The following is a 22,926-nucleotide window of genomic DNA, read 5'->3' on the forward strand; positions in this document are numbered from 1 at the left end:
AGTTCAGGCGCCCTGCTTCAGATAACGATCGCGCACCGGCGACACGGCAAGCGCATGCGAGGAGAAACCCTCGTAGATCGCCAGATTGTGCGAATGCTTGGCGAATTCCGGATAGGCCGGTGCCGTGACATAGCCGATTGAGCTGCGCTTGACGAAATCACTGACCGACAGCGGGCCGAACGTTCGGGCCCAGCGGCTGGTCGGCAATACGGCGTTCGGCCCAAGCGAAAAGTTGGCGATGCTGACCGGAGTATGGGGACCCATCAGGATTTCGGACGCTTCAGTGATGTGGCCGAGATGAATGAAGGGCTCTTCTGAGAGAAGCTCCAGATGCTCCGGCGCATAGGCGTTTACGAACTCGTAGCTTTCCTCGATGGAAGTGGTGAGAACGATGCCGCCGGTCTTTCCGCTCAGCACGGCCGTTGAGAAGGCGACGCGCTGTTCGGTCATCTTCGCCCAGTGTTCTGGAAGGGCTGCGAGCGCCTCCTCGGCGACGCGGCGGCTGTGGGTAACGAGATAGGCAGAGGAATCCGGGCCATGTTCCGCCTCGATCAGCAGGTCGAGCGCGGCAAGACCGCCATGGACCGTATCATCGGCGAGGATCATCACTTCGGACGGACCGGCGGGAAGACCGGTATCGATGACGCCGGAGAGCAAGCGCTTGGCGGCGACCACCCAAGGGCTGCCGGGACCGACGATCTTCAGCGCCGGCTTGATGGTTTCGGTGCCATAGGCGACGGCAGCAACGGCCTGCGCGCCGCCCACCTTGTAGACGGTTTCGACACCGGCGAGGCGTGCGGCAACCAGCGTCGCAGCATCGACGGAACCGTCCGGTGCCGGCGGCGTGACGATGGCCAGATTGGAGACGCCCGCAACAACGGCCGGGACCGATGTCATCATAGTCACCGACGGGAAGGAACCTTTGCCGCGCGGTACGTAGAGCGCGACCGACTGAATGGGTGTAAAGCGGTCTCCGGCAAATGCGCCGGGACGGATCTCCTTCAGCCACATGGCTTCAGGCTTCTGCTCCTCATGGAATTTGCGGATGTTGTCTATGCCGAATTGAACGGATTCGATCACGCTTGCATCGACCAGCTTGAAGGCCGCATCGAACTCGGCCGCGGTAACCTTCAGATTGGCTTCCGTGACGTCGGCCTTGTCGAGTTCGCGTCCAAATCGTGCAAGCGCCCTGTCACCCTCGGTGCGGACGGCTTCCAGGATCGGCGCGACCTTCTCGATGAAGGCCGATATGTCGGCTTCCGAACGGCGCAGCAGGGCGGCCTTTTCTTCGAGGTTCAGCTTGGAATATTCGTAGAAAGACACGTTGGTCATCGTCTTGTCCTTGTATCTAGCCCTCGCAGGGCCGAAGGGTCATTTCGATTTCAGGAAGATGTCGAGACCGACGAGCCGGTCGAGCAGCGCGATCGCAACACCCGCGCAGGCGATGAACACCACGGAGATGGCGGCCAGGTCGGGCGTGATGATCGAGCGGATGGAATTGTAGATCTGCACCGGCAGCGTCACGCTTCGAGCGTCGACCAGCAGGAGGCTGACCAGAAACTCGTTGAGCGCGAGGATGAACATCAGCAGCGATCCCGTGATCACGCCCGGTAAGACCGCAGGCAGCGTGATGTAGAGGAAGCGTTGCAGCGGCGGCGCTCCGCAATTGGCTGCAGCCAGTTCCAGGTCGGGCGATAGATTGCTGGCACTGGCCGTCACAGCCCAGACCATGAAGGGCAGGTTAATGACGGAGCAGGCGATACCCACCGGCCACAATCGCCCGAGAACGCCTATGTTGCCGAGAACCAGCATCATGCCGATGCCGGAACCGATCAGCGGGATGGTGAACGGCAACAGCAGATAGATCTGGATCGATCGCGCAAACCGCACCCGATATTTGGCCAACGCGATGCCGGCGAGCGTGCCGACCGGGATCGAGACCACGGTGCATATCGTGGCGACGATCAGCGAACGCAGGAACGCCTGCCTGAGGTCACTTGCCTGAGCGATCGCCCCGTACCATTTCAGCGATAGGCCGTCCGGCGGAAAGGTGATGATGTTTCCGGCCGTAAACGAGGCTCCGAGCACCACGACGGTGGGCGCAGACAACATCACAAGCGCAGTAGCAACGAAAGCCCATAGCACGAAGGATTTACTTTTGCTGCCCGTCATTTACGTTCTCCTGTCATGGCGAGCGTGCCTGCGCCGAATACCATGAAAACGACGCCGACGAGCATGGACCCGACCGCAACGAGCATCATTGACAGCGTAGCACCCATGCCCTGATCGGAGGTGCGGAAGAACTGGTCGTAGATCGCGTTGGCGATAAAGTCCTGCGTGCCGCCGCCGAGGATGGCGGGGATAGCGAAGTCGGTGAGCGACAGTGTCATCACGACCAGGCCGGCCCCCACGAGCCCCGGTCGGGAAAGCGGCAGAACGATGTGGCGAAAGGTGCGGGTCCAGCCCGCGCCGAGCGAGGCCGCTGCCGCCTCGAGGTCGCTGGGGATCGCGGTCAGAGCCGGTGCGAGCATCAGCACCGCGAAAGGCAGCATGTACTGAATGAGGCCGAACAGTACCGCAGGGTAGTTGTAGAGCAGCCGTATCGGCTGGACGCCTACGAGACCGAGCGCCTCGTTGACCATGCCCTGATTGCCGAGAATGATGAGCCAGCCATAGGCGCGCACAACCTGTCCGATGAAGAAGGGCAAAAACAACGCAACCAGCAGAAACTTGCGAAGCGTGGACGAGGGCGTGCGCACCATGAGATAAGCATATGGAAACGCGAAGACCAGCGTGATCACGGTCACGATCATCGAACCAATCAGGCTACGGCCTGCCACGGTCGCAAAGAAGCTCTCGGTCAGAACACGCTGATAATTGGTGAGCGTATAGCTTTCCGACATCAGGAAGGTATTGGTATCGAGCGTTCTCAGGCTCGTGTCGCCAATCTGGACGAGGCCGAGCACAAGCAGCCCCACGAGCACAATCGCGGGCATCAGCATGAGATAAGGTAAGCCTCGCTGGAAGCTCGAGGGCCAGACGAAAGCCGCAAGGCGTTCGAGCATATCCATGACGCGCCACGTCAGGGGATATGCGGCACGGGAAGCGCGCATGGCATCGATCCTGTTTCACGAGAGAACGTTGCCCGCCGTGAGAAGGGACGCGGCGGGCACACGAGGCATCAGCCCTGCATGATTTCCTTGAACTTGGCGAACCACTGGCTTTCGTTCTCGACCTGTACCTTGGACGAGATACGGATCAAGTGTTTGAAGTCCTCTTCCGTGGTCGGGTAGGACGGATCGCCCACGAGATCGGCCGGCGGAGTGATGCCGGGGATGACGCCGGGAAGGCCGAGACCGTCGAGCCAGATCTGCTGTGCTTCCTTGGTCAGGGCGTGATCGATGTACTTCTTGGCCCAGTAAAGCTCATTTTCGGGCAGACCCTTCGGGATCCAAAGGCCGTCGGTGTCGAACTTTGCGCCTTCCTCCGGCACGACCCAGGCGATCTCGATGCCGTTCTTCTTGGCTTCGCGCGCATTGGTCGAGATGGTGCAGGCGGCGTCGATCTCGCCCTTCTGGAACCAGGTGGTAAAATCCGGGTCCTCGCCGAGCAGGGGCTGCTGCTCCTTGATCTTCGAGATGAAATCCCAGGCCGGCTGCATGTTGGCCGGAATGTCCTCGAGCTTACCGCCGCCGGCGACCTGGGCCGGGAAGTGGAAGCCGATGCCGTCGTTATACAGCGCGATACGACCCTTGAGCTTGGGGTCGAGAAGATCCTTCCAGGACTTTGGTGCGCCGTTCGGGAAGGCCGACGGGCGATAGGCGAGCACGTAAACATAGCCGTAGGTATTGACGATCGGATAGCCGTCGAGACCGACCGGCTTCGCAAGATCCGTGGCGTTCTTGAGATTCGGCAGGTCCGACAGGTCCTCGGTGACCCCGCGCAGCGCCGACTTTGTCGCGTTCGTGGTCGTATCCCAGTTGATGTGGATCGGCGGGACACGCTTCTGGGCAACAGCGGCCCAGACCTTCGGCTGGATCTCGTTGTCCTCAGTCAGATCGTGACGGACGGCAATCCCGGTCATCTTGGTAAAGCTGTCGGACACGCCAGCCTTGAGCGCATCGACCCAGCTGCCGCCCCAGGCGCGAACGATGATCTCGGCCGGCTTTTCCGGCTCTTGGGCAAAGGCGCGACTGGCGCCGAGCGTCGAGAGGCCCGCCGAGGCGCCGGCCGCGGCGATCGACGCAAGCAGCGTCCGGCGGCGGATCTGCGCGGACAGAAATTTTTCATGCGGCATTAGACATTCTCCTCTGGCTGGACCTTCTCGGGGTCATTTTTGAAAGACATGCATATCCCTGGCATTCCAGCCGAGACGAACCTCGTCGCCCGGACCGAACTGCAAGTGAGATTCTGGATCGTGGTCGAAGACCCGCATCAGCACGCCGGCCAGCCTCGGAACCTGAATTTCGTAAACGACGCGTTCGCCTTCGAAAATGCAATCGACGACCTGGCCGTCGACCACCGTTTCGAGTCCCTCGAGCAGCCTGTCCTTCGGCGCGATGCGGATCTGTTCCGCACGAACAGCGCCGCTGCAGGATATGCCGGTCGCAAGGGCAGCATCGGCAGGGATCCCGACGAGACGCACACCGTTGGCTTCGAACACGGCTCGCGCCGACGTAAGTTCGACAACGTTGCCTTCAATGAAATTGGTCACGCCGATGAAGTTTGCGACGAAAGCATTCGACGGCGTGCGATACGCATCGACCGGCCGGGCCTTTTGCTGAATGGAGCCGCCATCCATGACGATGACCTCGTCGGAAACCACCAGCGCCTCTCGCTGGTCGTGAGTGACATTGATCGTGGTGACGCCGAGCTCTTTTTGGATGCGGCGAAACTCGAGCTGCATCTCCTCGCGCAGCTTGCGATCGAGCGCAGCAAGCGGTTCGTCAAGCAGAAGCAGGTCCGGCTCGAACACCAACGCACGGGCGATAGCGACACGCTGCTGCTGACCGCCGGACAACTCATTGATCCGACGGCCGCCATAGCCGCCGAGGCGCACGAGATCGAGATAGCGCGCGACCTTTTCCGGGATCGTGCGGGCGTCATGGCGTCGCATCTTGAGCGGAAAGGCGACGTTTTCGGCCGCCGTCATATGAGGAAAAAGTGCGAGCTTTTGGAACACCATACCGATGGCGCGCTTGTGCGCCGGCACGGCACTGACCGGCCGCCCATTGATGAAGATCTCACCGTGGGTCGGCCGGTCGAAACCGGCGATCATGCGCAGCAGTGTCGTCTTACCGGATCCGGACGGGCCGAGAATGGTCAGGAACCGCCCCTTCGGGAGGTCGAATGAGGCATTCCTGACAGCGTGAACATCGCCGAAAGCCATGCCGACGTCCTTGACGGAAACAGCGACCGGATTAACGGATCCGGTCGGACGGAGACCAGCAGCAACAACGCCCATTGAATTCCCCTGTCTTGCTCCAACCGATGAGGCCGCGGCGAAGCTTTATTCTATTCGACCCGGCGGGAAAGGCGCTCCACCGGCCCTTACGTCTAGTTGTCTATACATATTGGTACAAGTATCGTCAACCGACATTGCGCATTTTTTGCACTGCAATTCCATATGCCGATTATTTGTGCACATGCGAAAGAAAGGCGCAAAGCCGCTGACAGTTTGGCTAGCGACGGACAGAATGACAAGCAGTCAAGACGGGTCCGTCATACGGTTCGCACCCCACTTGGAGCATTCATGCTGGCTCGCGCACGGTTCAGATCGAGGCGAGATAGCCGCCGTCGACAGGGATACAATGCCCCGTGATATAGGCAGCCGCATCGCTGCAAAGGAAAACCGCGACACCGCCGATATCGCTTTCCCTACCGAAGCGCCGCTGAGGGATTTTTTCCAGCATGCGGGATTGCCAGTCTTCGTCCTCGTAGAAGCTCGCAGTCATGGCGGTACGGAAATAGCCGGGCGCAATGGCGTTGACCCGGATGTTGTGCGCTGCCCACTCGGCTGCCAGGGCACGCGTTACGCCGAGTAGGCCGGACTTCGAGGCGCCGTAGGGTACCGCCGTCGGAATGCCGACATAGGATGTCAGGGAGCAGAGATTGACGATTGCTCCGCCGTTTGCGTCCGCCATGATCCGGCCCGCCGACTGGGCACAGAAGAAGGCGCCCTTCAGATTGGTCGAGACGATCGCTTCCCAGAGCGCCTCGTCTACATCGAAGGAAGGCCGGACATTCTCGAACCCGGCATTGTTGACCAGGATGTCGAGACCGCCCAAACCCTCAGCCGCTGCTCTCGTGACGCTTGCGCAAGCCTCAACGTCGCGCACGTCCTGGGCAAGCGCCACGGCGCGTCTGCCGGCCTTTTCGATCAGGGCCCGGGTCTCAGCCAAGCCCTCTACCGTTCGCGCTGTCACCGCCACGTGCGCACCGGCCTCGGCCAGGGCGCAAGCGATAGACTGCCCTATGCCGCGGCTTGCTCCCGTAACGAGGGCGCGGCGGCCGGAAAGGTCGAAGATCGGGCGGGTCATGACGGGTCCTGTCCTGGTTCCAACCTGGATGACATCATTATCTCGACAACATGTCTATACATATATACAGATCATGAATCCCGGCTTATGAATAGCGCATAGCAAGGGTACCTCATGGAGACGGTAAAATGGCAAACCCTTCAACCCCCATACGGAAAGAAATCCGCTCGATCGCCCGCTATAATGCCGGGCTGACGCTCGAAGAGGTGCGGGCGAAGTACCATGTCGACGAAGTCGCCAAGCTCGGCTCCAACGAGAACCCTCTCGGCCCCTCGCCGGCCTTGCGCGGGCTTTTTCCCGACATCGGCGAACTAGCCCGGCTTTATCCCGATCCGCAGGGCCGCGCGCTCTGCGCCCGCCTGGCTGCCAGCTTCGATGTCGAGAACAATCAGGTTATCCTCGGCAACGGCTCGGAAGATCTGATCGCCGTGATTTGCCGCTCGGTGGTGCGTGCGGGCGACACTGTGGTGACGCTCTATCCATCCTTCCCCCTGCATGAAGACTATACGACCCTGATGGGCGGAAAAGTCGATCGCGTCACCGTGGCACCGGACCTCACCGTCGACATGGACGCGCTTCTCGCCGCGATTGCCCGCAAGCCGCGTATGCTGATGTTCTCGAACCCGATGAACCCGGTCGGCTCATGGCTGACACCGCGCCAACTGGAAAAGGTTGTCGCCGCGCTCGATCCGGAAACGCTCATCGTGGTGGACGAGGCCTATGCGGAATATGCAGCCGGCGTCGACTATCCAAGTGCGGCCGAAGTGCTGAAGGCGACGGGCTTGAACTGGGTCGTGCTACGTACCTTCTCGAAAGCCTACGGACTGGCAGGCCTGCGCATCGGCTATGGTATTGTCAGCGACGGCAGCCTTTGCGATTTTTTCAATCGTGCGCGCACTCCGTTCAACACCAATGCGATCGCCCAGGTATCCGCCCTCACCGCCTTTAATGACACCGATCACCTTCACCGTTCCGTCGAGCTTGCTCTGGTCGAACGCGAACGGATGAAGAATGAACTCGCAACGATGGGCTACCGGATTGCACCATCGAAATGCAATTTTCTGTTCTTCGACGCACGCACAGATGCAACCCGTATGGCCGAAGCACTGCTCCGCCGAGGCGTCATCGTCAAACCCTGGAAACAACCCGGCTTCGAGACGTATATTCGCGTCAGCATCGGCTCGCCTGCGGAAAACGATCACTTCATCGACGCGTTGAAGAAGGCCGAGGCCGCCGGGTGAGGCAGGCGTGAAGCGGAAGGCAAGCGCAGCTTGTCGTGCGGACAAGTGATTCGAACCTTTGTTGGCTTTCGCTCATGCCACATTTCGAGTGCGGTGCATTCAACCCCCCTGCCATATCTCCGCGCGGCCAGTTGGCGTTTCTTGAGCGTGGCCGCGGCGAGTTTTGGCTGGCAGTTCTGATCGCTGCGGCGCGGCGTGATGCCGAGGTAAGGCTGGCCACAGCCTGCACCGGCCTTAAATGGCGCGAGTATCTGGCGGAGCGTTTCGGCAAGTCCGTTCCTTATTTCTAAAGTCGCCGCGACACTGACGAGCGACAGGTCCGGCCGGACTGGATGCGCAAAACAGGTCGCGGTGGGGATTTGGATCCCGCTATCGCGCCGCCCAAACCGATGTATGTGAAATTCGTTGCTTGTCGCTCAGGAGCGCGATCGCGCTGATAGACCGCGGAAGACGGGATTGAACGGATATGGATGTCATTTTCACACCGGAGTTGACAGTTTGCGGGATTGAGGAACTGCCGTGCCAGAGCACACGCAACGTCACCCATGTCCTCTCGCTGATCGATCCCGAATATCCCGAGTTGGACGCCTCCCGGACCTACGGCAAACACCACCGTACCACGCTACGCTTCCACGACATCATTGCGGAGGCGCCTGGGCGGGTGATGCCCCATCCGGACCATGTGGCAGAGATCCTCCGCTTCGGAACGGATTTTCAGTCAAGGCAGGATGCAAATGGCTCAAGCCATCTGCTCGTCCATTGCCATATGGGCGTGTCGCGCTCGACGGCCGCCATGCTGTCACTGATGGCGCAGGCGAACTCAGATGAGTCTGCCGAGGACCTGTTTGCCCGTTTAATCGTGATCCGGCCGCAAGCATGGCCGAATTCGCAGATGATCCGTTTCGCCGACGAGCAACTTGGACGCAAAGGCGACCTGACAGCGGCGCTCGGCCGCCATTATGGCCGGCAAATCAAAAGCCGGCCGCAGTTCACCGAGTGGATGACAACGCTGGGTCGACAGGCCGAGTTGCAAATGGCGGTTCTGAACTGACCGCACATGCGGGGCCACTGGGAACAAGTTAGAGGTTGGAAGGAGCTTTCCTGCCGTTTGCCGGTGTTCCCAGTGAGGTACTGCTGGATATGCCAAGCCGCTGGTTGAGTACTACGACGCAGCTACGTGGGAGGTGCGCTTCAATGCGCGGCTATCTGCCTCATAGAGTTTGGCGCGGAACGAGAAACCGAGCCCCAGCCTGTTTGCGAGAGCAGTGAACCTGCCCCCTCACCCCCGCATCACCGTGATGACCTTGGATGCAGCAGCTGGCCCGCCAGGGCCGAGGCCAAGTGAAATGAGCGTACCAGGCGCAGACGCTTCAGCGTCGAAGCCCGTTCGCGCGCAACTTGACCGGTTAACAGCGCAGCCGCAGGAGGCTTAGCATAGCGCCCCCCGAAGGGCGGAAGCCGGGACCGACTGCGCCCGGCAAGTTGCTCCGTCTCCTCCGAGCTCATTGGCTAGGCTTTGCGTTTAATTGGGCGCTGCCTGAAATAGCTACGGGACGTGAGCATGGCCAAACCCACCCATGGATGGCCATGACCGAGAGGCCAATCGTGGCTTGCCGAGCGCACCAACGCCGTTGATTGGCAGATAGGCAGCAAGGCCCGCCTTTACCGACGCAAAGAAGTTCTGTGTCAGACGTGAACATTGATCCCGGTTAACACAGTCGTGATGCGGAGCCGTCCTGATCTTTCTCGGGAAGGAATGACCAGGCACGAGCCCCGATCTTCACGAACAACTGTCCGCCTTCCCGATCTTCGGGAGGCATTGCCTCGAATTGCTCACATTCGAAACTGCTAATAATGCATGGACAAAGCCGGCGTCGCCTTCCTCGTACTCATCTGCATCCTCGTCGCTCTGGTGGTGAGCATCCTGGGATTCGTCCCAGAAGAGGTGCCAACCGATGTACCGGAGGTGACCCCTCCGACGCCCCCGAGATGAACTAGCTTTCAGGGATGCATGAATCACTCCACTTTGGCGGTTACTCCGGCGGGAGACGGATAAATTTGGCCACTTGATTTGACTAAACTCGTGCGCGAACGTCCTATTCTAGTCACCATCGGTGGCTGTTACAACTGTCGAACGGGAGGAGCTTGCAATGCGTATCCTATTGATCCCCGCCGTGATGCTTATCGGCTCGTTTGGAACTGTTGCTGTCGCAGCCGAAGGCGACGAGGCGTTCGCTACGGCTGACAAGGAACTGAATTCGACGTTCAAGGAAATCGAGGCACGCATTGGCGACGACGCAGGCACGAAAAAGCTGCTTGTCTCCGCCCAAAAGGCGTGGATTTCCTTTCGCGACAACGAGTGTGCATTTCAGACATCAGCCAGTGCGGACGGTAGCGCCTACCCTATGCTCGTTGCTGCCTGCAGAACCGAACTGACGACAGATAGAACGAAGGCGCTGAAGGCTTACCTCAATTGCCAGGAAGGCGATCTTTCCTGCCCGGTACCGTCCGGGCAATAACGTTTAATAGGCGACCACCCTGCGGCATAGTCGGCGGTCATTGGGTAGTTGCGCGTGAGCGTTTGTAGGCGCGCAATGAACCCGGTCTTTCGTGGTTATGAGCTACGCGGCTTACCAGTTGCCCTGCCTGCGTTTGAAATTCGGCAATATGCGGCTACGGCGGGAGGTGGTGAACTCCTCCTCAGGGCCCGGCGAGTGTTCCTCTAATCGAGGTCCGCGATCACAACACCCTGCAAATCACCTATGATTGTAAAGAGCCTGGACTAAGCGACGCTATCGACTGTTCAAGCGGAACTTCGACGCGAGACAAGCCCTGAAAGCGTTTCCACAAGGGTCGTACCTGCTGGTGACGTCGAGAACGGTCGCGAGCATGCCACCGAGCCGGTGCGACGGCGGGATCGTTAGGTCCCGTTTATAATATTGACGGAGTTCGTGCCACCTGCTCCCTGGTGTAATGAAGAAGCGCAATCGCGTAGACCGGCAGAGCCCGCCCAAAACCTTCGGGGCAGTCTCTTCCGTGGAACGTCAGGCAAGTTCATGCCCTTTGGTCACGCTCAATCGCTGAACGAAGTAGTGTCAGCCGTCCGACGAGCTCTGCCGTGTTCCAACCCGCTAGGCTTGGCCCGCGCCGAGAAAATCGGCCATCTCGACATTATAAAAGGTCTTGGTTCGTGGGCCGGCGAGGATCGGGTCAATCCGGCGCACGCATTCCTGGTAGTGTTCGGTTTTGCGGTGCGCGTCCAGCGCCTCGGGCGACTTGAAGACTTCATAGATGACGAAGCTGTGGTCGTCGTCCGGATTGCGCAGGACATCAAAGCGCAGGTTACCGGGCTCCTGGCGCGTGCCTTCGTAGTTTATGCGGAACGCCTCCAGAAACTCTGGGACGTGGCCTTGCTTGACGTTGATGCTGACCATCTGGATGAGCATGTCGTAATTCCTGCTGTGTTGATTGACAGATCTATAAAAGTCAGAGGCCTGGTGCCTTCCACATGGCCGTGGTGACGCCCTCATCTACGAGCTGTCGCTGCAGCGCGTAGGCACGTGCCCAGCGCTCGCCCGCCGCGTCGTAGATAGCCTTATGCTCGAGATTTGGCTCGAAACGCTGGTCCCAGCGCACCCAGCTTTCCGCCGCCTCGACGAAGTTGCGGCGCAGGCCGATGCCGATTGCCGCCGCCGCAGCGCAGCCGAGCGCCGTCGCCTCTTTGATCACGGGCGTGACGACCGGAAGGCCGGTGGCGTTCGAGAGGATCTGCGACCAGTGGGCTGATTTCGACGCGCCGGCCGCAAAGACGATCTTATCCGGCGTTTTGCCGGAAAGCTTGTAGACAGCCGAAAGGTTGCGGGCCGCGACAATCGCCGCGTTCTCCTGAAGGGCGCGAAAGATCGCCGCTTTGCCCGATTTTTCCGGGTCGATGGAAAGGTTCAGAAGCGACGGCGCGGCGTGATACCAGTTGCCATAATGCATGACGTCGGAGAAGACCGGAATGATGCCGTAGGCGCCGACTGGCACGCCGGCTGCTTTCTCCTCCAGGAGCCTGTAGGCATCGCCGCCGGGTCCGGCCGCCGCGAGCTCTTCCGCGCCGAAACTGTCGCGGAACCAGCGCATAACGATGCCGACGAAGAAGCTGATCGCCTCGACCTGGTTGAGGCCCTTGACGACATGCGGATTGATGCGCAGGTTCATAGACGGATCGGAGGCGGACGGGCTGACATTTACCACCTGCTGCCAGAAAGTGCCCCCAAGCACGGCGCAGTCACCTTCATTCACGACACCGATTGCCGCTGCCCCGATCTGGCAGTCGCCACCGCCCATGATCACAGGCGTGCCCGCGGCAATGCCCGTCTCACTAGCCGCCTTTTCGGTGACCCGGCCGATCGCCGTGCCCGGCTCGACGCTTTCCGGGAAGATATCGTCGCGCATGCCGGCCTTGCTCAGCGCCTCAGGCATCCAATCGCGTTTCGTCAGGCTGTAAAGACCGGTCGTCCCGGCGTTGGATGGATCGCTCGCGATAACGCCGGAGAGACGCGCCAGAATCCAGTCGGACAGCATGCTAATCCTGTGGATGCGGTCATAAACGTCCGGTAGGTTGCGCTTCAGCCAGAGCAGGCGCGGCAGGGCGCCGAGCGCGAAGGTCTGCCCGCTCTCGGTATAAAGCGCCCGCTCCAGATCGGCAAAATCGCGCTTCAGGTCGCGCACCTCGCTCACGGCGCGGCTGTCGACGTTGGCGCAGGCCCAGATTTCCCGGCCACTGCGGTCATAGGCGACGATCGCCTCGCGCATACTGGTGGCACTGACTGCACGGATATCGGCGGGTGCAATGCGGGCTTCTGCGATCGCCTGGCGAATGGCGCGCGACAGCAGCGACCAGTTGCCCTCCACATCGAAGTCCATCGAGCCCGGAAAGCGCGGATCGGCCTGGTGCCACCATTCGTGTTGGGCGCTGGCGATCTGAGTGCCGTTTTCGTCGAAGATCACCGCGCGGCCGCTGCCGGTGCCGGCATCAACGGCCAGCATATAGGAAGTCGTCATGGTCTCAGTCCTCGATCTCGATGAGGCCATTCGCGGTCGTCTCGTCAGTTATGAGAATACCGACGAGCTTTCCGCGAAGCGCTGCATGGATGGCCTGTACCTTATGGATGCCACCCGCCGCCGCCACAACCTTTTCCGCGCGCGACAGCGCCGCGAGCTTCACGCCGATCACTCGATCGTGCAGCGGCAACTCGAGTGGCTCTCCGCATTCGTTGTAGAATTGGCAGAGGATATCGCCGACGGCGCCCTTGCGGCGCAGCGGCTCCACCTCGTCGGGGCTCACATAGCCGGAACGCACGACAGTGGAGATGGCCGAAAGTTCGCCGATGCCAACGAGCTGGTAACTCGCGTTGAGCGCCATTTCGAGCAAGTTGGCGACGGCGGGTTCGGATGAGAGGTTGCGCGCGACATCCGGGTCGCGCACGACGAGCGGCGCCGGTACGAGATGAACGCTACTGCCCCAGTTGGCCGTTCGCATGCCGTCAACATAGGTGCCGACGCCGCCGGTCAGGCTGACGAGGCCGATATTGCGCTCGTTGGCGAGATGGCCGAGCCGCTGGATGGTGTTGCTCACGGTCGCGCCCCAACCGACCGCTAGAAGGTCGTCCGGCTGAAGCCGTTGCATGAGAAACTGCGCGGCCGCCTGACCAAGCCGGTCACTCGGATCCTGATCGGGAAGCTGCGGCACCACGTAGGCTTCCAACAGCCCGTAGCGCTCCTTGATCTGCCGCTCGAGCGCCAGGCACCCCTGATATCGCGAGTTTATACGCACCTGGATAATGCCGGAGCGCCGGCCGCTCTCCAAAAGACGCGACACCTTGATGCGCGACATGTTGAGTTTTTCGCCGATCTCATTCTGCGTCAGACCGTCGTTGTAGTAATACCAGGCGATACGGGTGAGGATCTCCTCGTCCGTATCGGCATAGCTCCATTCCCCGTTGTCCGACGCCATGTAAGCGGCTCCCTCGGTCGATCTCTGATCATTTGAATACCAATAAAACTTTTGATACGTCAACGCATCAGGGTCGCGAAAAATTCTTCTTATCTGCAATCTATTGATTCCGACAGGAATTCTGCGGAATTCGCCAGAGAGTCGACCACCTACATGCGGTCATGATGTTGCGGGCATATTGACGACCACAGAGCCATGTGATCACATGACTTAGACAAGTTACATATGAACAGGTGCGGAATGAATGGGAGCACTGTGGCCGGGAGGGTCGCGAAGCTGACGGACATCTGGAAGTCCTACGGTGCCGTTCCGGTGCTGAAAGGCGTCTCGTTCGTTTTGCAGGCGGGAGAGGTTCATGCGCTTCTCGGCGGCAATGGCGCTGGCAAGTCGAGCCTCATGAAAATCATGTCGGGCGTCATTCCGGCCAATGCCGGCGCGATCGAGATCAACGGCCGGGTCCTCACCCATGCATCGCCGGCACTCGCGCAGGAACTCGGGCTCTACCTGGTGCCGCAAGAGGCGCATATCCTTCCCAACCAGAGCGTCCTGGAAAACATCTGCCTCGGCCTGGCCGCCTCTCCCCGCGCACTACGGCCGCGCGTCGAGCAGCTCGTCGCCGAGCTCTCCGTCTCGCTCGACCTCGACGTGCAGGCCGCCGCCCTTGAAATCGCGGAGCGGCAGATTGTCGAAATCCTGCGCGGGCTCGTGCGAGACGCCCGCGTGCTGATACTCGACGAACCGACCTCGGCGCTAACCCCCTTCGAGACCAGCACCCTCTTTCAGCGCGTACGCAAGCTTCAGAGCCAGGGCGTCGGCATCATCTTCATCTCGCACAAATTGCGCGAGATTCGCGAGATCTGCGGCACGATCAGCGTACTGCGCGACGGTGTGATCGTGCTCTGCGGGCCGCTCGACAGCTACAGCGATGCCGAGATTATCGACGCGATGAGCCGGGTGCAGATCGCCGATGATGCCGGCAAGAATCGTGTGGGCCGCAAGGTTTCGCAGATCGGCAAGCCGCGTCTCAGCGTGCGCGACCTCAGCGGCGAAGGGTTCCGCGATATCAGTCTCGACGTGCGGGCCGGCGAAATCCTCGGCCTTGCCGGCGTCGTTGGCGCCGGACGAACGGAGTTCGCCGAAACGCTCTTCGGCCTTCGGCCGCAGACAGCGGGCAGCGTCGTCTTTGATGGAGCGGAACTGAAAAAACGCTCGCCGCGCATATGCATCGACCTCGGCTTAGTCTACCTGCCGGAAGATCGCCAGCAGCACGGCCTTTTCCTTGAAGCACCGCTCTCCTGGAACGTTTCGTCCTACCTCGTGCACCGCCTGCCCTTCTTCCTGCGGCCCGGTGCCGAGAGGAAGGTCTTCGACGGGTTCCGCGCGAGCATGGGCATCAAGTGCACCGGCGCCGACCAGGAGGCGCGCGGTCTTTCGGGCGGCAACCAGCAGAAGGTGCTGCTCGCCAAGTGCCTTTCCGCCCGGCCCAAGGTGCTCATCCTCGATGAGCCCACGCGCGGCGTGGACGTCGCGGCCCGCAACGATATCTACGACCTCATCCGCCAGCTTGCCGCGGACGGCGTCGCCATCATTCTCATTTCATCCGACTTCGACGAAATCGAACAGCTTGCCGACCGGGTCGAGATCATGGCCTTCGGCCAGTCCGGCGGCGAACTCACTGACCAGATCTCGGTTGACGCCATCGCCCGCCTCGCCTTCGGCGCCTCGGAGGGTCGCCATGCTTGATCTCTTTGCCCGCAATCGCGTCGCAACGCTCATCCTGGTGCTCGCCGTCGCCTATGCCGCGATCGGCACGGTCGCTCCGGGCTACCTGTCCGGCGCCACGGCCTCGGTGGTTGTCTCCAACAGCCTCGTCCTGATGCTGATCTCACTCGGGACGATGATCGTCATCGTGACGCGCAATATCGATGTGTCGAGCGGTTCGGTGCTCGGCCTCAGCGCCGCCGTTCTCGGCCTTTCACTCACAGCCGGCGTGAGCTTGCCGCTCGCCATTGCCTTTTGCCTTGCAACCGGTGCTGTCGCCGGGGCCTTCAACGGCCTGATGGTTGCCTATCTCGGCATTCCATCCATCGTCGCCACGCTTGGCACGCTTGGACTTTATCGCGGCATCATGCTTGTGCTGACGGGCGGGCGCTGGATCGAGGACCTGCCGCAGGGTCTAAAGGCGCTCGCCGCCAATCTCGGCTTCGGCTTCTCCATCCTCACGCTTGTTGTGCTCGCACTTGTTGCTCTCGCCTGGATCGTACTGCGCAAGACGCGCTTCGGCCGCAATTTCTACGCGGTCGGCGACAACCGCGCGGCTGCCCACCATCTCGGTGTACCGGTTAAGCTGGTGCAGTTTTCCGCTTTCGTCGCAACGGGCGTCTGCGCCGCCCTCGCCGGCCTCGTCTTCGCCGCACAGATCGGCTTCATCCCAAATCAGGCCGGCAACGGCATCGAACTGAAGGCCATTGCCGTCAATGTGCTCGGAGGCGTGAGCCTTCTCGGAGGCACCGGCTCGGTCGCTGGCGTTTTCACCGCCGTCATCTTTATCACCTCGATCGACAGCGCCCTCGTTTTTTTGAAGATCCCGGCCTATTGGAACGACTTCATTGCAGGCGCGATCCTGCTCTCGGTGTTGCTGCTCGACGGCCGCATCCGCCAGGTTATCGACCGGCGCATCCGTGCCCGCCGCTATCGGCTGCACGAGCGCGGCCCAACACAATCCCGTGAGACGACGACGGCGCGCAATGTGGAGGCAAGCCGATGAAAAAGCTGATCTTCCGCTGGGAGACCGCCCTTTTCGCCATGCTCGTCGCAGAACTTGTCATCTTCGGTCTCGTCAATCCGCGCTTCCTCAATTTCGCGAACCTAATCTACGGCACGTCAGACTTCGTCCAGATCGGCATCGTCGCCCTACCGCTGACCCTTGTCATCATTGCCGGCGGCATCGACGTCTCTTTCGCCTCGGTAATCGGCCTTACCGCTATCATCTTCGGCGTCGCGACGTTCTACGGCGTGCCCCTTCCGCTTTCGATCTTGCTCGCTCTGGTCACCGGCGCGGCCTGCGGGCTCCTCAACGCTGCGGTCATCCACCTGTCGAAGATACAGCCGCTCGTCGTGACGCTCGGCAGCCTCTATCTCTTCCAGGGCACGGCAACCGTTGCTTCCGGTCTCGTCGGCGCGGGCGGCTACGAGGGCATCGGTAACTTTCCGGAGGCCTTCAACGCCTTCGGCTATGCCGAATTCCTTGGGCTGCCGGCACCTATGGCGCTCTTCCTCGCACTCTCGCTCGTGCTCATCGTCCTTCTGCATTTCACTCGCTTCGGCCGCACAGTGTTCCTTTCCGGCCAGTCTGAAAGCGCTGCCCGTTTCGCCGGTATCCCGGTCGGGCGCGTCCAGACGATCACCTATGTCATTACCGGCGTTTCGGCGGCCATCGCCGGCCTCGTGATGTCGGCGTATTTCGGCTCCGCGCGCGTCGACCTCGGTTCGGCGACCCTGCTGCCGGCCGTCACCGCGGCGGTACTTGGCGGCGCCTCCATCTATGGCGGTCAGGGCTCCATCCTCGGCACCCTGCTTGCCACCTTCGTCATCGGTTACCTGCAGCAGGGTTTGCAGGCGGCCGGCGTCCCCAGCCAGATTTCCAGCGCACTTTCGGGAGGGTTGCTGGTTGTCGCGGTCGCATTGCGCCACGCAAGCGCGATGCTGGCCGATTTCATCGCAGTCGCCCGGCAACAGAGACAGAACCGGGCGGCCGTCACTTCAGGAGGAGAATGAGAATGATCAACACCATCATGAAATCCTGCGCCCTCGCCGCGGCGCTTTTGGCCGGCACCATGCTCGCCTCGGGCGCTGCGAATGCGCAAAACCAGATCGCCTTCATCCCCAAGCTGGTGGGTGTCGGCTTCTTCACCTCCGGCGGCGCCGGCGCGGTTAAGGCCGGCGAGGAAGTCGGCGCGAAGGTCACCTATGACGGCCCGACGGAGCCGAGCGTTTCCGGGCAGGTCCAGTTCATCAACAATTTCGTCAACCAGGGCTACAACGCGCTCATCGTCTCCTCCGTCTCTCCGGACGGCCTGTGCCCGGCCCTGAAGCGCGCCATGGAACGCGGCGTACTCGTCATGACCTGGGACAGCGACGTCAACCCGGATTGCCGCAGCTACTATATTAACCAAGGCACGCCTGAGCAGCTTGGCGGCCTTCTGGTCGACATGGCGGCCGAGGGTGTGACGAAGGAAAAGGCCAAGGTCGCCTTCTTCTACTCGAGCCCGACCGTGACCGACCAGAACGCCTGGGCGGAAGCCGCCAAGGCGAAGATTGCCAAGGAGCATCCGGGCTGGGAAATCGTTACCACCCAGTACGGCTACAACGACGCTCAGAAGTCGCTGCAGACGGCCGAAAGCATCCTGCAGACCTATCCTGACCTAGACGCGATCATCGCGCCCGACGCAAACGCCCTGCCGGCAGCCGCGCAGGCTGCGGAAAACCTGAAGCGCGCCGAGGGCGTCACGATCGTCGGCTTCTCCACGCCAAACGTCATGCGGCCCTATATCGAGCGCGGTACCATCCAGCGCTTCGGCCTGTGGGACGTCACGCAGCAGGGCAAGATCTCGGTCTTCGTTGCCGATCACGTCCTGAAGAACGGGCCGATGAAGGTCGGCGAGAAGCTGGAGATCCCCGGCGTCGGCACCGTCGAAGTCTCAGCCAACAAGGTACAAGGCTACGACTACGAAGCCGATGGCAACGGCATCATCCTGCTGCCGGAGCGCACCGTGTTCACCAAGGAAAATATTGGCAACTTCGACTTCTGAGCACGCATAAACGGCGGGCGGTTCCGGCTGCCTGCCGAACTTCATTCATGGACAGGACAATTCGCATGGAAAGCCGCTGGAACGACGAGGACGCAGCACGTTTTGTAGAGGCGGCACGCGCCGCGGGACAGAGCGATGCGCTCGGCCTTCGTATCTATACCTCCCGTATCATCGGCAGCGACCCGGACCTTGTGCTGCACGGCGGCGGCAACACCTCGGTCAAGGTAAGGTCTGACGAGGGCGAGGACCTCATGCACATCAAGGGAAGCGGCTGGGACCTCGACACGATCGAGGCACCGGGCCTGCCCGCCGTGCGCCTCGCGCCTTTGCTCGAAGCTCGCAACACCCCGAAACTCTCCGACCCGGACATGGTCTTACTGTTGCGTGCCAGCCTCATCGAGAAGGACGCGCCGAACCCGTCCGTCGAAGCGCTACTGCACGCCTTCATACCCTTTGCCTATGTCGACCACACGCATGCGACAGCGGTCCTCGCGCTCGCCGACCAACCGAACATGCGCGACACCGTTCGCCGCATCTATGGCGATCGCCTCGCCTATGTGCCTTATGTGATGCCCGGTTTCGATCTTTCCATCGCCGCCGACCGCATTTATCGCAACCATTCCGGTTGCGAGGGTCTCTGGCTGGAAAATCACGGCCTCTTCACCTTCGCAAACGATGCCCGTGCTTCTTATGAGCTGATGATCGAATTCGTAACACTGGCGGAGCAGGAACTCGCCCGCGCCGGCGTGGCGTTGACGGGCCCCCAGCCCAATGACGGCGAGAGAGACGAGGCGCTTGCTGCGCGGCTGGAAAAAGCACTGATGCGTGAAGCGTCGCCTTTCGCAAAGGGCGTCTTCCTCGATTACCGTTCGACCGAAGCGATCCGCGAACTCACATCGAACCCGAACGTTGAGGCGATCAGTCTGCGCGGCACGGTCACGCCAGACCACGTAATCCGCATCAAGCCCTGGCCGATGATCATCGGGGCGGATGCCGATGAACCCGCAATCGAGAGCGCATTAGCCGCTTATGCGGACCGCTACAGGGCCTACTTTGAGAAAAACGCGACCCGCGCCAACGAGCAGAAACGGATACTGGACGTCTATCCACGCGTCGTTCTGGTGCTTGGCAAAGGCATGTTCGCAATCGGCGCGAATGCCAAGGCGGCCAAGATCGGCGGAGATCTCTGCGAACAGGCAGCAAGGGCAATCTACGCCGCGGAAGCCTATGGCTGTTTCACTCCGATCAGCGAAGCCGACCTCTTCGACATGGAGTACTGGTCGCTGGAACAGGCCAAGTTGAAAATCGCGGTATAGCATGTGGCCGCACCAATCTTCGGGCCGAAGTGGCACGATTAATGTTCTCGCCTTCCCCGAAGAGAGATCGACTGCTCCGTCCCTGGAGCACCGATCGCATACTTCAAGCTATAAGAGGTGATGGTCTCCGAACCAATTTGATGGTTGCACCTCCGTGATCGAAGGCCCCAATCCGGGCACCGATCTGATCGACGTGGCCGAGCCAAGAAAATCGAGAACCTGCGTGTTGCCCGCTGGGAGAAGTCACCCGCTATCTTGCCTCATACAGCCTGGCGCGGAACGACGAAACCGAGCGCCAGCCTGTTTGCGAGCAGTGAACCTGCTCTCCCGCAGCACCGTGATGACCTGCGATGCAGCAGCTGGCCCGCCAGGGCCACGGCAAGTGAAATGAGCGTACCAGGCGCAGACGCTTCAGCGTCGAAGCCAGTTCGCGCGCAACTTGACCGGTTAACAGCGCAGCCGCAGGAGGCTTAGCATAGCGCCGCCCGAAGGGCGGAAGCCGGGACCGACTGCGCCCGGCAAGTTGCTCCGCTTGGCGGCCCAAGTCCACCCTTCGTCTAGGCTGCACTAACAATCTTGCAACGTCTGTAATGATCGTAGCGCCCGCCATTCGTTCCTGATTGTTCAAGACGCTGTGACCGATGCGGCGATCGTCACCCTTGGCTCAGCTTCAGTTCGGGTGCGCGAACTGACGCGCCCATTCGGGCGCAACGCCCGAGGCTAAGTTGACACTTCTTTTCTGCCCTCCAAGCATCCGAAGACGTCCGAGAACAGCATCGCGGTATCGCGGCGATCGCCAGTGGCAGCGTTCAACCTCTCGCTCGGCGACAGCCGCGATTCCGGCATGGCCAACACGATTTTACGGGTATGCACAAGAGTGACCGCGATCTACAGTAGTTGTGATTCATTCAGTGGTTTCAAGGGAATGTCCGAAGAGAAGCGCGCACAGTCGTCGATGAGATCGCGTCTCGAACACCTGCCGGAGAAGAAGCAGCGCGAGCTCGCTCGTATTGTGGAAGTCATTCACGAGGAGTTTGAAGACGCGCTGAAGGGCGGGACGAGCGATTTCAAGAAGCGCGGTCGTATTCTCAAAATCATTCTGTTTGGTTCTTACGCCCGCGGGACTTGGGTCGACGAGCCACACACGAAGAAAGGCTACAAATCCGATTACGACCTCTTGGCCGTGGTAAATGATCGGCGGCTGACGGATTTTGCCACCTACTGGTCAAAGGCGCAGGATCGCCTAATGCATCTGTCGGAGGTTCAGACGCCGGTGAGCCTCATTGTTCATTCGCGCCGGGAGGTGAACACGGCCTTATACGAAGGACAATATTTCTTCGTTGACATCCGGCGCGATGGCATCGTGCTCTACGAACTGGACGACGAGCCGCTGGCGGAACCGAAACCACTGTCTTCCGCCCATGCCCTTAGGGTTGCACGGGAGCATTTCGAAAGACAATGCGCGAGTGCGAAATACTTTTGTCGGCTGGCTGGGTATGCAATCTCAGACGAACAGCGAAATCACGCTGCCTTCAACTTGCATCAGGCAGTGGAGGCAGCCTACTCCTGCTTACTCCTAACGCTGACAAACTACAGTCCGCCATCCCACAATCTTAAATTCTTGCGCGGGCTGGCCGAGGATCACGAGCGCCGGCTGATCGAGGCATGGCCTCGTGAACAGCACCGCTTTACGACCTGGTACAACATTCTAAACGAAGCCTATGTAAAAGCGCGCTATTCGAGGCATTTCGAAATAACCGAGGAGGCGCTTAGCTGGCTACACGAGCAAACCGAACACCTCATCCGCCTGGTTGAGATGATTTGCACCGAACGACTCGGAGAGCTTGAACGGACGACCGTCCGAGGCGAATAATTTGTGACAGCCAGCAACCGCATGAGACTGGCGGATCGACCGCGGTGCATGTAGAGAGCAGTCTTGCTTTTTCGGATCCAAGGCGCCGATGGCGGTAAAGCGACGACAAAGGGAACACTTCGCCACTATTTCCTCCCACACCGGAGCTGGTGACGATTTTTGCCGTCCAGATCGTAGAATGGAAGAGAGAGCCTTTCGAACAATATTTTCCGGACAGGCACTTCCACTTCCTCCCGATGGATGTCGGCGAGCGCGTGTTCGAGCGTGTCTGGAAGCCGCGAATCCTGGCCGAGAAGGCGCCGAGATTCTCGCCTGGGGCCCGGAGCTGCCGGGCGCACTGGATGCGCTGGCAAAGGCGCGGAACATTCCTGTCACCTTTATAGAAGACGGATTCCCCACGCTTCCGGAAAGGCGACGAACCCGCCCGATTGGTCCACTTTCACCGCGGCAAAGTGCGTCTCGTGTGTCTACCACCGATGAGAGATTGACATGAGCGAACACGAAGGCGCCGGCGAGGGCCATGCAGTACCGGGTCGGGACCTCTTGGACTGCGGCACCGTGCACCGCTTTGGATCTCTCGGACTGTACAGCGGTAAGTCGCGGCGCTGCGGCCACGAATGAGGCCATGGTTGCATGCGGCTCGAGCAGATATTGATGTTTGGTCGAAACTGAGCCGCCTGAAGCAGATCCCTAATGCGGTTCGTAGGCGCAGCTAGCAACGTCCCGTACCATGGCCGATGCTGGAATTCTTGATCTCGTCACGCCCGGACGCATACCCAAAATATTATAGGCCCGACCTGTTTCACGATATGTGAAAGAGATCTAATGTACGAACATACCACATCGGGAGGGGCATATGAGATTTGCGTTCAGTCTTTCTCTCGCCGCAATCGGCGTTTCATTTCTATTACCGAGCGACGGCTACAAAGCCGCGCTTCTTATTTCGAGTAGTGTGCTTGTGTTTTTTACAATTCGGGACCCGAAACCTGCATTGGCAAAGGATCGCGAGGCGAGTGAGCCAAGTTTGGAATACGACGAAGATCCGAGTTACGACGCCAACTGATCCACGCCGCTCGGTTAGCGAATGACGGCACGAGCACCTTGCCACTGTGGTGAAGTTGCGTAGTATGCCCGGTGAGAGATCG

The 22,926-nt window shown here is 60.5% G+C and carries 20 protein-coding genes and 1 pseudogene; 12 read left to right on the top strand and 9 right to left on the bottom strand.

Going from position 1 to position 22,926, the window contains the following annotated elements; all coding sequences use genetic code 11:
• Nucleotides 1-3 precede the first annotated feature (3 nt).
• The 6 genes from hisD to AC6CIG_RS26510 form a co-directional block, all read right to left on the bottom strand.
• Nucleotides 4-1,332 carry a histidinol dehydrogenase gene (gene hisD / locus AC6CIG_RS26485; RefSeq protein ID WP_440854619.1) on the bottom strand — a complete coding sequence of 443 codons (1,329 nt, stop codon included), beginning with the start codon at nucleotides 1,330-1,332 and terminating at the stop codon, nucleotides 4-6.
• A gap of 39 nt (nucleotides 1,333-1,371) precedes the next feature.
• Nucleotides 1,372-2,172: an ABC transporter permease gene (locus tag AC6CIG_RS26490; RefSeq protein WP_100674383.1), complete on the bottom strand. Its 801-nt coding sequence runs from the start codon at nucleotides 2,170-2,172 to the stop codon at nucleotides 1,372-1,374.
• Nucleotides 2,169-3,113 (bottom strand): ABC transporter permease, encoded by a 945-nt coding sequence (locus AC6CIG_RS26495; protein ID WP_440854620.1) that lies wholly within the window; start codon nucleotides 3,111-3,113, stop codon nucleotides 2,169-2,171. The genes AC6CIG_RS26490 and AC6CIG_RS26495 overlap by 4 nt, the downstream gene beginning before the upstream one ends.
• 68 nt (nucleotides 3,114-3,181) lie before the next feature.
• A complete protein-coding gene (locus AC6CIG_RS26500; RefSeq protein WP_100674381.1) occupies nucleotides 3,182-4,297 on the bottom strand; it encodes an ABC transporter substrate-binding protein in 1,116 nt (371 codons plus the stop codon).
• Between the two features lie 33 nt (nucleotides 4,298-4,330).
• Entirely contained in the window at nucleotides 4,331-5,464 is a 1,134-nt protein-coding gene (locus AC6CIG_RS26505) for an ABC transporter ATP-binding protein (RefSeq protein ID WP_440854621.1), read from the bottom strand.
• Between the two features lie 307 nt (nucleotides 5,465-5,771).
• Entirely contained in the window at nucleotides 5,772-6,539 is a 768-nt protein-coding gene (locus tag AC6CIG_RS26510; RefSeq protein ID WP_498324105.1) for an SDR family NAD(P)-dependent oxidoreductase, read from the bottom strand.
• Nucleotides 6,540-6,667: 128 nt separating this feature from the next.
• Here AC6CIG_RS26510 and AC6CIG_RS26515 point away from each other — a divergent pair, with 128 nt between their 5' ends.
• The 4 genes from AC6CIG_RS26515 to AC6CIG_RS26530 all read left to right on the top strand — a co-directional run bounded on the left by AC6CIG_RS26515 (nucleotide 6,668) and on the right by AC6CIG_RS26530 (nucleotide 10,299).
• A complete protein-coding gene (locus AC6CIG_RS26515; protein ID WP_498324106.1) occupies nucleotides 6,668-7,780 on the top strand; it encodes a histidinol-phosphate transaminase in 1,113 nt (370 codons plus the stop codon).
• 466 nt (nucleotides 7,781-8,246) lie between these two features.
• Nucleotides 8,247-8,831, top strand: a complete 585-nt coding sequence (locus AC6CIG_RS26520) for a tyrosine phosphatase family protein (protein ID WP_498324107.1) — start codon at nucleotides 8,247-8,249, stop codon at nucleotides 8,829-8,831.
• An 807-nt stretch (nucleotides 8,832-9,638) separates the two neighbouring features.
• Nucleotides 9,639-9,773, top strand: a complete 135-nt coding sequence (locus AC6CIG_RS26525) for a hypothetical protein (RefSeq protein WP_018099206.1) — start codon at nucleotides 9,639-9,641, stop codon at nucleotides 9,771-9,773.
• Between the two features lie 157 nt (nucleotides 9,774-9,930).
• On the top strand, nucleotides 9,931-10,299 hold the full coding sequence (locus AC6CIG_RS26530) for a lysozyme inhibitor LprI family protein (protein ID WP_498324108.1): 369 nt from the start codon (nucleotides 9,931-9,933) through the stop codon (nucleotides 10,297-10,299).
• Between the two features lie 612 nt (nucleotides 10,300-10,911).
• Here AC6CIG_RS26530 and AC6CIG_RS26535 read toward each other — a convergent pair.
• Genes AC6CIG_RS26535 through AC6CIG_RS26545 form a run of 3 tightly spaced genes read right to left on the bottom strand, consistent with a single transcriptional unit; the run spans nucleotide 10,912 to nucleotide 13,781 of the window.
• A complete protein-coding gene (locus tag AC6CIG_RS26535) occupies nucleotides 10,912-11,226 on the bottom strand; it encodes an antibiotic biosynthesis monooxygenase (RefSeq protein ID WP_018099208.1) in 315 nt (104 codons plus the stop codon).
• Nucleotides 11,227-11,266: 40 nt separating this feature from the next.
• On the bottom strand, nucleotides 11,267-12,829 hold the full coding sequence (gene lsrK / locus AC6CIG_RS26540) for an autoinducer-2 kinase (protein ID WP_498324109.1): 1,563 nt from the start codon (nucleotides 12,827-12,829) through the stop codon (nucleotides 11,267-11,269).
• 4 nt (nucleotides 12,830-12,833) lie between these two features.
• On the bottom strand, nucleotides 12,834-13,781 hold the full coding sequence (locus tag AC6CIG_RS26545; protein ID WP_411923993.1) for a sugar-binding transcriptional regulator: 948 nt from the start codon (nucleotides 13,779-13,781) through the stop codon (nucleotides 12,834-12,836).
• A gap of 240 nt (nucleotides 13,782-14,021) precedes the next feature.
• Between AC6CIG_RS26545 and lsrA the strand changes: the two genes are divergently transcribed.
• The 8 genes and pseudogenes from lsrA to AC6CIG_RS26585 all read left to right on the top strand — a co-directional run bounded on the left by lsrA (nucleotide 14,022) and on the right by AC6CIG_RS26585 (nucleotide 22,844).
• Nucleotides 14,022-15,524: an autoinducer 2 ABC transporter ATP-binding protein LsrA gene (lsrA, locus tag AC6CIG_RS26550; RefSeq protein WP_411923992.1), complete on the top strand. Its 1,503-nt coding sequence runs from the start codon at nucleotides 14,022-14,024 to the stop codon at nucleotides 15,522-15,524.
• Nucleotides 15,517-16,548, top strand: a complete 1,032-nt coding sequence (locus AC6CIG_RS26555) for an ABC transporter permease subunit (RefSeq protein WP_498324110.1) — start codon at nucleotides 15,517-15,519, stop codon at nucleotides 16,546-16,548. Before lsrA ends, AC6CIG_RS26555 begins: the two co-directional genes overlap by 8 nt.
• On the top strand, nucleotides 16,545-17,558 hold the full coding sequence (locus AC6CIG_RS26560) for an ABC transporter permease subunit (protein ID WP_498324111.1): 1,014 nt from the start codon (nucleotides 16,545-16,547) through the stop codon (nucleotides 17,556-17,558). The genes AC6CIG_RS26555 and AC6CIG_RS26560 overlap by 4 nt, the downstream gene beginning before the upstream one ends.
• Before the next feature lie 2 nt (nucleotides 17,559-17,560).
• On the top strand, nucleotides 17,561-18,592 hold the full coding sequence (gene lsrB, locus AC6CIG_RS26565; RefSeq protein WP_498324112.1) for an autoinducer 2 ABC transporter substrate-binding protein LsrB: 1,032 nt from the start codon (nucleotides 17,561-17,563) through the stop codon (nucleotides 18,590-18,592).
• A 65-nt stretch (nucleotides 18,593-18,657) separates the two neighbouring features.
• Nucleotides 18,658-19,908: a class II aldolase/adducin family protein gene (locus tag AC6CIG_RS26570; RefSeq protein ID WP_498324113.1), complete on the top strand. Its 1,251-nt coding sequence runs from the start codon at nucleotides 18,658-18,660 to the stop codon at nucleotides 19,906-19,908.
• A 955-nt stretch (nucleotides 19,909-20,863) separates the two neighbouring features.
• On the top strand, nucleotides 20,864-21,781 hold the full coding sequence (locus AC6CIG_RS26575) for a nucleotidyltransferase and HEPN domain-containing protein (RefSeq protein ID WP_498324145.1): 918 nt from the start codon (nucleotides 20,864-20,866) through the stop codon (nucleotides 21,779-21,781).
• A gap of 88 nt (nucleotides 21,782-21,869) precedes the next feature.
• Nucleotides 21,870-22,211, top strand: a pseudogene (locus AC6CIG_RS26580) (capsular polysaccharide export protein, LipB/KpsS family); the annotation flags it as partial.
• 426 nt (nucleotides 22,212-22,637) lie between these two features.
• Nucleotides 22,638-22,844, top strand: coding sequence for a hypothetical protein (locus AC6CIG_RS26585; RefSeq protein WP_498324114.1), 207 nt, complete (start codon nucleotides 22,638-22,640; stop codon nucleotides 22,842-22,844).
• Nucleotides 22,845-22,926 lie beyond the last annotated feature (82 nt).

The sequence above is a fragment of the Sinorhizobium sp. GQ132 genome (assembly GCF_059758575.1).

Excerpts from the sequence above, each read along its gene's own strand:
- lsrK (WP_498324109.1), bottom strand. The coding sequence starts at position 12,829 with ATGACGACTTCCTATATGCTGGCCGTTGATGCCGGCACCGGCAGCGGC.
- AC6CIG_RS26490 (WP_100674383.1), bottom strand. The coding sequence starts at position 2,172 with ATGACGGGCAGCAAAAGTAAATCCTTCGTGCTATGGGCTTTCGTTGCT.
- AC6CIG_RS26570 (WP_498324113.1), top strand. The coding sequence starts at position 18,658 with ATGGAAAGCCGCTGGAACGACGAGGACGCAGCACGTTTTGTAGAGGCG.
- AC6CIG_RS26515 (WP_498324106.1), top strand. The coding sequence starts at position 6,668 with ATGGCAAACCCTTCAACCCCCATACGGAAAGAAATCCGCTCGATCGCC.
- AC6CIG_RS26560 (WP_498324111.1), top strand. The coding sequence starts at position 16,545 with ATGAAAAAGCTGATCTTCCGCTGGGAGACCGCCCTTTTCGCCATGCTC.
- AC6CIG_RS26505 (WP_440854621.1), bottom strand. The coding sequence starts at position 5,464 with ATGGGCGTTGTTGCTGCTGGTCTCCGTCCGACCGGATCCGTTAATCCG.
- AC6CIG_RS26545 (WP_411923993.1), bottom strand. The coding sequence starts at position 13,781 with ATGGCGTCGGACAACGGGGAATGGAGCTATGCCGATACGGACGAGGAG.
- AC6CIG_RS26555 (WP_498324110.1), top strand. The coding sequence starts at position 15,517 with ATGCTTGATCTCTTTGCCCGCAATCGCGTCGCAACGCTCATCCTGGTG.
- AC6CIG_RS26575 (WP_498324145.1), top strand. The coding sequence starts at position 20,864 with ATGAGATCGCGTCTCGAACACCTGCCGGAGAAGAAGCAGCGCGAGCTC.
- lsrB (WP_498324112.1), top strand. The coding sequence starts at position 17,561 with ATGATCAACACCATCATGAAATCCTGCGCCCTCGCCGCGGCGCTTTTG.
- AC6CIG_RS26495 (WP_440854620.1), bottom strand. The coding sequence starts at position 3,113 with ATGCGCGCTTCCCGTGCCGCATATCCCCTGACGTGGCGCGTCATGGAT.
- hisD (WP_440854619.1), bottom strand. The coding sequence starts at position 1,332 with ATGACCAACGTGTCTTTCTACGAATATTCCAAGCTGAACCTCGAAGAA.
- AC6CIG_RS26585 (WP_498324114.1), top strand. The coding sequence starts at position 22,638 with ATGAGATTTGCGTTCAGTCTTTCTCTCGCCGCAATCGGCGTTTCATTT.
- AC6CIG_RS26510 (WP_498324105.1), bottom strand. The coding sequence starts at position 6,539 with ATGACCCGCCCGATCTTCGACCTTTCCGGCCGCCGCGCCCTCGTTACG.
- AC6CIG_RS26520 (WP_498324107.1), top strand. The coding sequence starts at position 8,247 with ATGGATGTCATTTTCACACCGGAGTTGACAGTTTGCGGGATTGAGGAA.
- AC6CIG_RS26525 (WP_018099206.1), top strand. The coding sequence starts at position 9,639 with ATGGACAAAGCCGGCGTCGCCTTCCTCGTACTCATCTGCATCCTCGTC.
- AC6CIG_RS26530 (WP_498324108.1), top strand. The coding sequence starts at position 9,931 with ATGCGTATCCTATTGATCCCCGCCGTGATGCTTATCGGCTCGTTTGGA.
- lsrA (WP_411923992.1), top strand. The coding sequence starts at position 14,022 with ATGAATGGGAGCACTGTGGCCGGGAGGGTCGCGAAGCTGACGGACATC.
- AC6CIG_RS26500 (WP_100674381.1), bottom strand. The coding sequence starts at position 4,297 with ATGCCGCATGAAAAATTTCTGTCCGCGCAGATCCGCCGCCGGACGCTG.
- AC6CIG_RS26535 (WP_018099208.1), bottom strand. The coding sequence starts at position 11,226 with ATGCTCATCCAGATGGTCAGCATCAACGTCAAGCAAGGCCACGTCCCA.